General features: G+C 71.1%; 8 protein-coding genes and 1 pseudogene. 2 read left to right on the top strand and 7 right to left on the bottom strand.

What is annotated here, in order from left to right; all coding sequences use genetic code 11:
- A pseudogene (locus ACIY1X_RS20855) lies at positions 1–188 on the top strand (nuclease); the annotation flags it as partial.
- Here ACIY1X_RS20855 and ACIY1X_RS20850 read toward each other — a convergent pair.
- Positions 185–1,498: a hemolysin family protein gene (locus ACIY1X_RS20850; protein WP_399684280.1), complete on the bottom strand. Its 1,314-nt coding sequence runs from the start codon at positions 1,496–1,498 to the stop codon at positions 185–187. The pseudogene ACIY1X_RS20855 and the gene ACIY1X_RS20850 overlap by 4 nt on opposite strands.
- 24 nt (positions 1,499–1,522) lie before the next feature.
- On the opposite strand from ACIY1X_RS20850, the gene ACIY1X_RS20845 reads away from it, so the two are divergent.
- Positions 1,523–2,365: a symmetrical bis(5'-nucleosyl)-tetraphosphatase gene (locus tag ACIY1X_RS20845; protein ID WP_399684277.1), complete on the top strand. Its 843-nt coding sequence runs from the start codon at positions 1,523–1,525 to the stop codon at positions 2,363–2,365.
- A 16-nt stretch (positions 2,366–2,381) separates the two neighbouring features.
- Here ACIY1X_RS20845 and ACIY1X_RS20840 read toward each other — a convergent pair whose 3' ends face one another.
- The 6 genes from ACIY1X_RS20840 to ACIY1X_RS20815 form a co-directional block, all read right to left on the bottom strand.
- On the bottom strand, positions 2,382–3,929 hold the full coding sequence (locus tag ACIY1X_RS20840; RefSeq protein WP_399684275.1) for a DEAD/DEAH box helicase: 1,548 nt from the start codon (positions 3,927–3,929) through the stop codon (positions 2,382–2,384).
- Between the two features lie 157 nt (positions 3,930–4,086).
- Positions 4,087–4,953 carry a neutral zinc metallopeptidase gene (locus ACIY1X_RS20835; RefSeq protein WP_038211816.1) on the bottom strand — a complete coding sequence of 289 codons (867 nt, stop codon included), beginning with the start codon at positions 4,951–4,953 and terminating at the stop codon, positions 4,087–4,089.
- A 16-nt stretch (positions 4,954–4,969) separates the two neighbouring features.
- Positions 4,970–5,542 (bottom strand): dCTP deaminase, encoded by a 573-nt coding sequence (gene dcd, locus ACIY1X_RS20830; protein WP_038211814.1) that lies wholly within the window; start codon positions 5,540–5,542, stop codon positions 4,970–4,972.
- A gap of 63 nt (positions 5,543–5,605) precedes the next feature.
- Positions 5,606–6,901, bottom strand: coding sequence for a guanine deaminase (gene guaD / locus ACIY1X_RS20825; RefSeq protein WP_399684272.1), 1,296 nt, complete (start codon positions 6,899–6,901; stop codon positions 5,606–5,608).
- Positions 6,902–6,986: 85 nt separating this feature from the next.
- Positions 6,987–7,949, bottom strand: a complete 963-nt coding sequence (locus tag ACIY1X_RS20820; RefSeq protein WP_399684269.1) for an NAD(P)H-dependent flavin oxidoreductase — start codon at positions 7,947–7,949, stop codon at positions 6,987–6,989.
- A 35-nt stretch (positions 7,950–7,984) separates the two neighbouring features.
- Entirely contained in the window at positions 7,985–9,775 is a 1,791-nt protein-coding gene (locus ACIY1X_RS20815; protein WP_399684267.1) for an acyl-CoA dehydrogenase, read from the bottom strand.
- Between the last annotated feature and the right edge of the window lie 162 nt (positions 9,776–9,937).

Here is a 9,937-nt window from a genome sequence, read left to right as displayed (position 1 = left end):
TGCGAAGCGGCCTGGCCTGGTGGTACCAGCGCTATGCCGACGCGCAGGCGCCGACCGACCGGGCCCGCTACGCCCGGGCGCAGGCGGATGCGCAGCGTGCGGGCAGCGGCCTCTGGCGCGACGCGGGCCGCGCGGTGCCGCCCTGGCAGTGGCGGCGCAGCCATCCGCCGGTGCACGGCCCGCGTTAGGGGCCCTCGGCGCCCTCCTGCGGCAGCGGACGCGCCAGCACGCGGTCGATGCGGCGCCCCTCCAGCGCCAGCACCTCGAAGCGCCAGCCGCTCACCTCGATCTGCTCGCCCACCTCGGGCAGGTGCCCCGAGACGGCCATCAGCAGCCCGGCCACCGTGTTGTAGCGGCCGCGCTCCTCGTCGGGCAGCTCGCGGATGTCCAGGCGCGCGCGCAGCTCGGACACCGGCATCAGGCCGTCCAGCGCCCAGCTCCCGTCCTCGCCCGGCGTGGCCCAGGCGTCGGCCGGCATGCCGGGCTGCAGCTCGCCGGTGATGGCCTCCAGCAGGTCGCGCGGCGTCAACAGGCCCTGCACCACGCCGTACTCGTCGACCACGAAGACCAGCCGCCCGGCGCGCGTGCGGAACTGCTCCAGCAGTTCCAGGCCCGAGAGCGTCTCGGGCACGAAGGAGGCCGGCTGCGCCACGCCGCTGACCGTGCCCGCATGGTCGCGCCCGAGCTGCAGCAGCTGCGCCACCGCGACCACGCCCACCACGTCGTCCAGCGAGCCGCGGCACACCGGGTACCACGAGTGCACCAGGTTCAGCTTGGCCGCCTCGGCCACCTTGTCCAGCGCCTGCGCCACCGTCAGGCCGGCCTCCATCCACTCGATGTCGGCGCGCGGCACCATCAGCGAGGACAGGCGGCGCTCGTCCAGGTGGAACACGTTGCGCACCATCTGGTGCTCGTGGCGCTCGATCACGCCGGCATCCACGCCCTCCTCCAGGCTGGCGGAGATCTCCTCCTCGGTCACCGCGCGCGCGGCGCTGGAGTCGATGCGCAGCAGCCGCAGCGTCGCGGCGGTGGCGCTGGACAGCAGCCACACGAAGGGCTTGGCCCCGCGGGCCAGCGCGTTCATCGGCCGCGCGACCCAGCGCGACACCGCCTCCGGGTAGAGCTGCCCGATGCGCTTGGGCACCAGCTCGCCGAAGATGATGGTGAAGAAGGTGATGGCGCTGACCACCAGCGCCGTGGACATCACGCTGGCCACGCCGGCGCTCATGCCCTGCGCGACCATCCACTCGCCCAGCGGGCCCGCGAAGGCCGCCTCGCCCACGATGCCGCTGAGCATGCCGATGGAGGTGATGCCGATCTGCACCGTCGAGAGGAACTGGGTCGGCGACTCCATCAGTTCGAGCGCCGCGGCGGCGCCGGCATCGCCGGTTTCGGCCAGCGCCGCCAGGCGGGCGCGGCGGCTGGTGGACAGGGCCATTTCGGACATTGCGAACAGCGCGTTGCACGTTGTCAGCAAGGCCAGCAGGAAGACATCCATCGAGGGGAAAGGAGAATGCGAAGCATGGGACTCTACTTGATCGGCGACGTGCAGGGCTGCGACGAAGCCCTGGGCCGCCTGCTGGCCGAGATCGGCTTCTCGCCCAGCCGCGACGAACTGGTGCTGCTGGGCGACCTGGTCAACCGCGGCCCCGACTCCGCCGCCGTGCTGCGCCGCGCGATGCGCCTGGGCGCCAGCGCGCAGTGCCTGCTGGGCAACCACGACCTGCACCTGCTGGGCGTGGCGCACGGCGTGCGCAAGGCCGGGCGCCGCGACACGCTGGCGCCGCTGCTGGCCGCGCCCGACCGCGACGCGATGCTCGACTGGCTGCGCCGCCAGTCGATGGCGCTGCACCGGCGCGTGGGCGGCGGCGACCTGCTGATGGTGCACGCCGGCGTGCTGCCCTCATGGACCGTGCAGGACACGCTGGCGCTGGCCGGCGAGCTGGAGGCCGTGCTGCGCGGCCCGCAGCTGGTCGCCTTCCTGCACGAGATGTACGGCAACGCACCCGCCGCCTGGCGGGACGACCTGCGCGGCAGCGCCCGGCTGCGCGTCATCGTCAACGCCCTCACCCGGCTGCGCTTCTGCACGCCGGCGGGTGAAATGGAGTTCGAGGCCAAGGACGGGACGGCCGAGCCGCCCGCCGGCCACCTGCCGTGGTTCGACGTGCCGGGCCGACGCACCGCCGGCGCCACCGTTGCCTTCGGCCACTGGTCGACCCTGGGCTACGTCTCGCGCCCCGACCTGCTGGCCACCGACACCGGCTGCGTGTGGGGCGGCTGCCTCACGGCGGTGCGCATCGGCGCCACGCTGGCCGACCGCGAACGCATCCAGGTGCACTGCCCCCAGGCGCAGAAGCCCGGCTGAGCAGCGAAGAAAAGGGTCAGTCCTGCTCGGCGGCCTGCGGCTCGGTGAGCGCCGTGGCCGGCGAGGCGGCAGCGGCGGGCTCGTCCGCCTGCGGCTCGGCCACCTTGGCCTTGAACAGCGCCGCGACCTTGCGCCGGCTGCGGATGTTGGTCGACATGCGTCGCTGCAGCGGCGCGCCGGCGGCCTTGGCGGCGGCTTCCCAGGCCGGCGCGGCATCGCGCTCGCCCGGCTCGTAGGGCTGGTCGAAGAAGGGGTCGCGCGGCGCGGCCGGCGCCCGGTGCTGGGGACGCGGCGCACGGTAGCCGTCGCTGCCGCGGCCGCCGCGCGGCGCGGCGTCCAGCGCATCGCGCGCGTCGCCGGCCTCGCCCTCCTCGCGCCAGCGGCGGCGGCCGTCGTTGATGCGGCCGCGCGGGCGGTCGTCCTCGAACTCCAGCGGCTCCAGCTCGATCTTCTTCTTGATCAGCTTCTCGATGTCCGACACCAGCCGGACGTCGTTGCCGCCGGCCGCGAAGCTCACCGCCAGACCCGAAGCGCCGGCACGGCCCGTGCGGCCGATGCGGTGCACGTAGTCCTCGGCGTTGAAGGGGATGTCGTAGTTGAAGACCGCCGGCACGTCCTTGATGTCCAGCCCGCGGGCCGCCACGTCGGTGGCCACCAGCAGGTCCACCTCGCCGGCCTTGAAGGCGGCCAGCGACTTCAGGCGCTCGTCCTGGCTCTTGTCGCCGTGCAGCGCGGTGCAGCGCAGGCCGTCGCGCTCCAGCGTGCGGGCCAGGCGCGCGGTGCCCAGCTTGCTGTTGCAGAACACGAAGGCCTGCGTGATGCCGCGCTGACGCACGATCTGCTTGAGCGCGCGGCGCTTGTCGTCCTCGGGCACGCTGTAGAAGTGCTGCTCGACGGTGGAGGCCGTCTCGTTCGGCCGCGCCACCTCGATGGTGACGGGGTTCTGCAGGTAGCTGCCGGCCAGGCGCTTGATCTCGGGCGAGAAGGTGGCGGAGAACAGCAGCGTGGTGCGCTGCTTGGGCAGGTACGAGAGGATGCGCTGCAGGTCGGGCAGGAAGCCGATGTCCAGCATGCGGTCGGCCTCGTCCAGCACCACGTACTCGACCTGGTTGAGCACGGCGTTCTTGGCCTCGATGTGGTCCAGCAGGCGCCCCGGCGTCGCCACCAGCACCTCGACGCCCTTCTTCAGCTCGGCCGTCTGCGGCTTCATGTCGATGCCGCCGAAGACCACCGTGCTGCGCAACTGGGTGTACTTGGCGTACATCTTGACCTGCTGGGCCACCTGGTCGGCCAACTCGCGCGTGGGCAGCAGCACCAGCGCGCGCACCGGGTGCCGGGCGGGCGAGGTGGAGGCGTTCTCGTGCTGCAGCAGGCGCTGCAGCAGCGGCAGCGAAAAGGCCGCCGTCTTGCCCGTGCCGGTCTGGGCGGCGCCCATCACGTCCTGGCCTGCCAGCACCACCGGAATGGCCTGTGCCTGGATCGGCGTCATGTTCTCGTAGCCCATGTCGGCTACGGCGCGCTTGAGGGGTTCCGCCAGCGCGAGGTCGGAATAGAGGGTACTCATGAAGCCCTCGATTGTCGCACTGCCGCAAAAAGCGGCAGTGACAAGGCGCAAAAATGGCCCTTCGGTCAACCGCTTCGCACCTGCCCGCCCCCCGAGGGGATGCTTTCATCTTGTGGCGGCCCGGCGACGAAACGCCCTGCAGCCCTGGCGAAAACCCCTACGGAGCCTGGGCGCCGAAGGTGTCGCAGCTCTGCACGCTGCCGGTCTTGAAGCCCTGCGTGAACCAGCGCACGCGCTGGGCGCTGGAGCCGTGGGTGAAGGCGTCGGGCCGCACGGTGCCGGTCTGCTGACGCTGGAGCGTGTCGTCGCCGATCTGCTCGGCGGCGTTGATGGCCGACTCGATGTCGCCCTGGTCGAGCCACTGGCGGGCCTGCTGCGAGTGGTTGGCCCACACCCCCGCGTAGCAGTCGGCCTGCAGTTCCAGCCGCACCGAGAGCTGGTTCTGGTCGCGCTGGCTGACGCGCCCGCGCATCGAATCGATCTTGGCCGTGGTGCCCAGCAGCGCCTGCACGTGGTGGCCCACCTCGTGGGCGATCACGTAGGCGCGGGCGAACTCGCCGGGCGCGCCGAGCTGCCGGCTCATGGTGTCGAAGAAGCCCATGTCCAGGTAGACCTTGTGGTCTCCGGGGCAGTAGAAGGGCCCCATCGCGCTCTGCCCGGTGCCGCAGGCGGTGGGCGTGGCGCCGCGGAACAGCACCAGCTTGGGCGCCCGGTACTGCGCCCCGCCCTGGCGGAAGATCTGGCCCCACACGTCCTCGGTGGAGGCCAGCACGGTCGAGACGAAGGCGGCCTGCCGGTCGCCGGCCGGCGGTGCGGAGGCCGGCCCCTGCTGCTGCACCTGCGGCTCGCCGCCGCCGGAGAGCACGCCGATGGTGGTCAGCGGGTTGATGCCGAACACACCCCAGCCGATCAGCGCGATCACCACGGTGCCGATGCCGATGGAGCGCCCGCCGATGAAGCCGCCCCCGCCGCCGCTGCGGCGGTCTTCCACGTTGTCCGACTGCCGGTTGCCTTCCCACTTCATGGCACGCCTCCTTTTTTCAGGCCTTGGGCAGCGTCACCCCGTGCTGGCCCTGGTACTTGCCGCCGCGGTCCTTGTAGCTGGTCTCGCAGACGTCGTCGGGATCGCTCTCGAAGAACAGCACCTGCGCACAACCCTCGCCCGCGTAGATCTTGGCCGGCAGCGGCGTGGTGTTGCTGAACTCCAGCGTCACGTAACCCTCCCATTCGGGTTCGAAGGGGGTGACGTTGACGATGATGCCGCAGCGCGCGTAGGTGCTCTTGCCCAGGCAGATGGTCAGCACGTTGCGCGGGATGCGGAAGTACTCCACCGTGCGCGCCAGCGCGAAGCTGTTGGGCGGGATGATGCAGTGGTCGCCGTGCATGTCCACGAAGCTCTTCTCGTCGAAGTTCTTCGGGTCCACCACCGTGCTGTGGATGTTGGTGAAGACCTTGAATTCAGGCGCGCAGCGGATGTCGTAGCCGTAGCTGCTGGTGCCGTAGCTGATGAGCTTGCGCCCGTCCTGCGCGCGGATCTGCCCCGGCTCGAAGGGTTCGATCATGCCGTGCTGCTCGGCCATGCGCCGGATCCATTTGTCGCTCTTGATGCTCATGTGCGCTTCCCGGGTGAGGCGCGGATTCTAGGGTCCGGCGCCGGGCGCCGGCCGGCTGCTCCGTCAGGCCGGCAGCAGCGCCTGCGACACCACCGTGCGCTCGATCAGCCGGTCGTCGCCCAGCACGATCATGGCGAACAGCAGCTCCTCCAGGCTCTGCGCCCGCGCCGTCTTGCGCGCCAGCAGCGGCGTGGCCTGCGGGTTGAGCACGACGAAGTCGGCCTCGCAGCCCGGCTGCAGGTTGCCCACCACGCCCTCCAGGCCCAACGCCTGGGCGGCCGCGCCGGTGTGGCGCCACCACAGCTGCGAGGGCGCCAGGCTCAGGCCCGGCTTGGTCTGGCCCTCTCGGCCGACGTAGTAGGCGGCCATCATGGTGTGGAAGGGGCTGAAGCTGGTGCCGCCGCCCACGTCGCTGGCCAGCGCGTGGTGGTAGCCGACGCGCTGCGCGCCCTCGAAGTCGAAGAAGCCGCTGCCCAGGAACAGGTTGCTGGTGGGGCTGACGGCCGCGGCGGCGCCGGTCTCGCGCATCAGCTGCCGGTCGGCGTCGTCGAAGTGGATGCAGTGCGCGTACACGGCGCGCCGGCGCATCAGGCCGAAACCGACGTACACGTCGAGGTAGGAGCGCGCGGCGGGGAACAGCTCGCGCACCCAGCGCACCTCGTCCTTGTTCTCGGCCACGTGGGTGTGGATCCAGGTGTCGCCGTAGCGCGCCGCCAGCTCGCCGGCGCCGCGCAGCTGCGCATCGGTGCTGGTGGGCGCGAAGCGCGGGGTGATCGCGTAGCCCAGGCGGCCGGTGCCGTGCCAGCGGCGGATCAGCGCCTCGGTGTCGATCAGGCTCTGCTCGGTGTCGTCGCGCACGCCGTCGGGCGAGTGGCGGTCCTGCAGCACCTTGCCGGCGATCATGCGCAGCGCCCGCCCGCGGGCCGCCTCGAAGAAGGCATCGACCGAGGCCGGATGCGAGGTGGCGAAGACCAGCGCGGTGGTCACGCCGTTGCGCAGCAGTTCGTCGAGGAAGAAGCCCGCCACCTCGGCCGCATGCGCCGGTTCGGCGAAGCGCGACTCGGTGGGGAAGGTGTAGTTCTCCAGCCAGGGCAGCAGGCCCTCAGCCGGCGCGCCGATGATGTCCGTCTGGGGGAAGTGGACATGCATGTCGATGAAGCCCGGCGCGATGATGCGGCCCGGCCAATGGGTCACGGGCGCGTCGGCATGGCGCGCCGCGACGGCCGCGAAGGGGCCGGCGTCGATGACGCGCTGGCCGCCGTCCGGATCGGGGCCGACGACCAGCAGGCCGTCCTCGTCGTACAGGGGCTGGCCGGCGGCGTCGAAGCGCAGCAGGGAGGCGCGGTAGGCTTTTTTCATCGTGCGGGGGCAAGCGTAGCGCCGGTCTCTGCCCGCGTCATACGGCGCCGCCGTATGACCTTCATACGGTCAGCCGGAAGGACGCTCAGAGCGCCAGGCGCCGGCGGGCCTCGGCGTACTCGCTCTTGAGCCGCTCGATGTAGGCCTGCGCGCTGCTCACCTCGCGGATCGCGCCGATGCCCTGCCCCGAGCCCCAGATGTCCTTCCACGCCTTGGCCTTGCTGCCCTCGCCGCTGGCGAAGTTCATGGTCTTCAGGTCCCCCTCGGGCAGGTTGGCCGGGTCCATGCCGGCCGCCACGATGCTGGGCGCCAGGTAATTGCCGTGCACGCCGGTGAAGAGGTTGGAATAGATGATGTCGTCCGAGGTGCCGTCCACGATGGCCTGCTTGTAGGCGTCGCTGGCACGCGCCTCCTCGGTGGCGATGAAAGCGGTGCCGATGTAGGCGAAGTCCGCCCCCATCGCCTGCGCCGCCAGCACCGCGCCGCCGTTGGCGATGGAGCCCGACAGCGCCAGCGGCCCGTCGAACCACTGGCGGATCTCCTGCACCAGCGCGAAGGGGCTCTTGGTGCCTGCGTGGCCGCCGGCGCCGGCCGCCACCGCGATCAGGCCGTCGGCGCCCTTCTCGATCGCCTTCTTCGCGAAGCTGTTGTTGATGATGTCGTGCAGCGTCACGCCGCCGTAGCTGTGCACCGCGTCGTTGACGTCGGTGCGCGCGCCCAGCGAGGTGATGACGATCGGCACCTTGTACTTGACCACCATCTCCATGTCGTGCTCGAGCCGGTCGTTGCTCTTGTGCACGATCTGGTTGATGGCGAAGGGCGCGGCCGGCTTGTCGGGGTTGGCCTTGTTGTAGGCGGCCAGTTCCTCGGTGATCTCGGCCAGCCACTCGTCGAGCTGCTCGGCGGGGCGGGCGTTGAGCGCCGGCATGGAGCCGACCACGCCGGCCTTGCATTGCGCCACCACCAGCTTGGGGTTGCTGATGATGAACAGGGGCGAGCCGATGATGGGCAGCGGCAGGTGCGCGAGCGCGCCGGGCAGTCTGGACATGGACAGGGTCTCCGGGATGGCGATGAGGGGAAAAGTCAGAAGGCGTCCGCCGGCAGCGCCATCACGCTGGCGGCGCCGCCGACGATGGCATCGCGCTGGCCGGGCACGCGCGTGAGGATGTGGTCGGCGTAGAAGCGCGCGGTGGCGATCTTGGCCTGCATGAAGGGCGCGTCCTCGCCCTGCGCCGCCAGCTTCTCGGCCGCGAGCAGCGAGCGCGCCAGCTGCCAGCCTGCCACCAGGTTGCCGGCCAGCAGCAGGTAGGGGACGCTGCCGGCGAAGACGTCGTTGGGCGAACCCTTGGCGCCGCCGGCGACGAACTTCACGACCTCGGCAAAGGCCTCGCGCGCGGCGGCCAGGCGCTGCGCCACGGCCTTCGCGTCGGCGCTGCCGCCGGCGGCCAGCTCGGCTTCGGTCTTGGCGATCTGCGCGGCGATGGCCAGCGCCGTCTGCCCGCCGTCGCGCGCCGTCTTGCGGCCCACCAGGTCGTTGGCCTGGATGGCGGTGGTGCCTTCGTAGATCGGCAGGATGCGCGCGTCGCGGTAGTACTGGGCGGCGCCGGTCTCCTCGATGAAGCCCATGCCGCCGTGCACCTGCACACCCAGCGAGGTGGCCTCGATGCTCATCTCGGTGCTGTAGCCCTTGACCAGCGGCACCAGGAATTCATAGAAGGCCTGGTTCTGCCTGCGCGCGTCGGCGTCCGGGTGGTGGTGGGCGGCGTCGTAGGCGGCGGCGGCCACGGTCGCCATGGCGCGGCAGCCTTCGGTGAGGGCGCGCATGGTCATCAGCATGCGGCGCACGTCAGGGTGGTGGACGATGGCGGCGCTGCCGGCCACCGAGCCGTCCACCGGGCGGCTCTGCACGCGCTCCTTCGCATAGGCCGCCGCGTGCTGGTAGGCCCGCTCGGCCACCGCGATGCCCTGCACGCCCACGGCGTAGCGGGCGGCGTTCATCATGATGAACATGTACTCCAGGCCGCGGTTCTCCTCGCCGACGAGGTAGCCGACGGCGCCGCCGTGGTCACCGTACTGGAGCACGGCGGTCGGCGACGCCTTGATGCCCAGCTTGTGCTCGATGCTCACGCAGTGCACGTCGTTGCGCGCGCCGAGGCTGCCGTCCGCGTTCACCATGAACTTCGGCACCACGAACAGGCTGATGCCCTTCACGCCCTCCGGCGCGCCGGCCACGCGGGCCAGCACCAGGTGGACGATGTTCGGCGCCATGTCGTGCTCGCCGTAGGTGATGAAGATCTTGGTGCCGAAGACCTTGTAGGTGCCGTCGGGCTGCGGCTCGGCGCGGCTGCGCACCAGCGCCAGGTCGCTGCCGGCCTGCGGCTCGGTGAGGTTCATGGTGCCGGTCCACTCGCCGCTGACCAGCTTCTCCAGGTAGGTCGCCTTCAGTTCGTCGGAGCCGGCGGTGAGCAGCGCCTCGATGGCGCCGTCGGTCAGCAGCGGGCACAGCGCGAAGCTGAGGTTGGCGCTGTTGACCATCTCGCCGCAGGCCGCGCCGATCAGCTTGGGCAGGCCCTGGCCGCCGAAGTCGGCCGGATGCTGCAGCCCCTGCCAGCCGCCGGCCGCGTACTGCGCGAAGGCTTCCTTGAAGCCGGGCGTGGCCGTCACCTCGCCGGCCTGGAAGGCGGAGGGCTCCTGGTCGCCCTTGACGTTCAGCGGCGCCAGCACGTCCTGCGTGAACTTCGCGCACTCTTCCAGCACGGCCTTGGCGGTGTCCAGGCCGGCGTCCTCGAAGCCGGGCAGCTTCGCGATCTCGTCGATGCGCGCCAGGTGCTCGATGTCGAACAGCATGTCCTTGAGGGGGGCGGTGTAGCTCATGGGGTCTCCTTCCTGTCGCCCGCCTGCCTGCGGACATGAGACGTGAAAAGGGCATCGCGAACGATGCCCCGGGATGCCATACGGATGAGGTTCGCCGTCGGCCTTACAGCGCCTTGACCAGTTCCGGCACGGCGGCGAACAGGTCCGCCTCCAGCCCGTAGT

The organism is Xenophilus sp. (genome assembly GCF_044462705.1).
GTDB classification, from domain to species: Bacteria; Pseudomonadota; Gammaproteobacteria; order Burkholderiales; family Burkholderiaceae_C; genus Xenophilus; species Xenophilus azovorans.
This window is presented reverse-complemented; position numbering and strand designations above follow the sequence as displayed.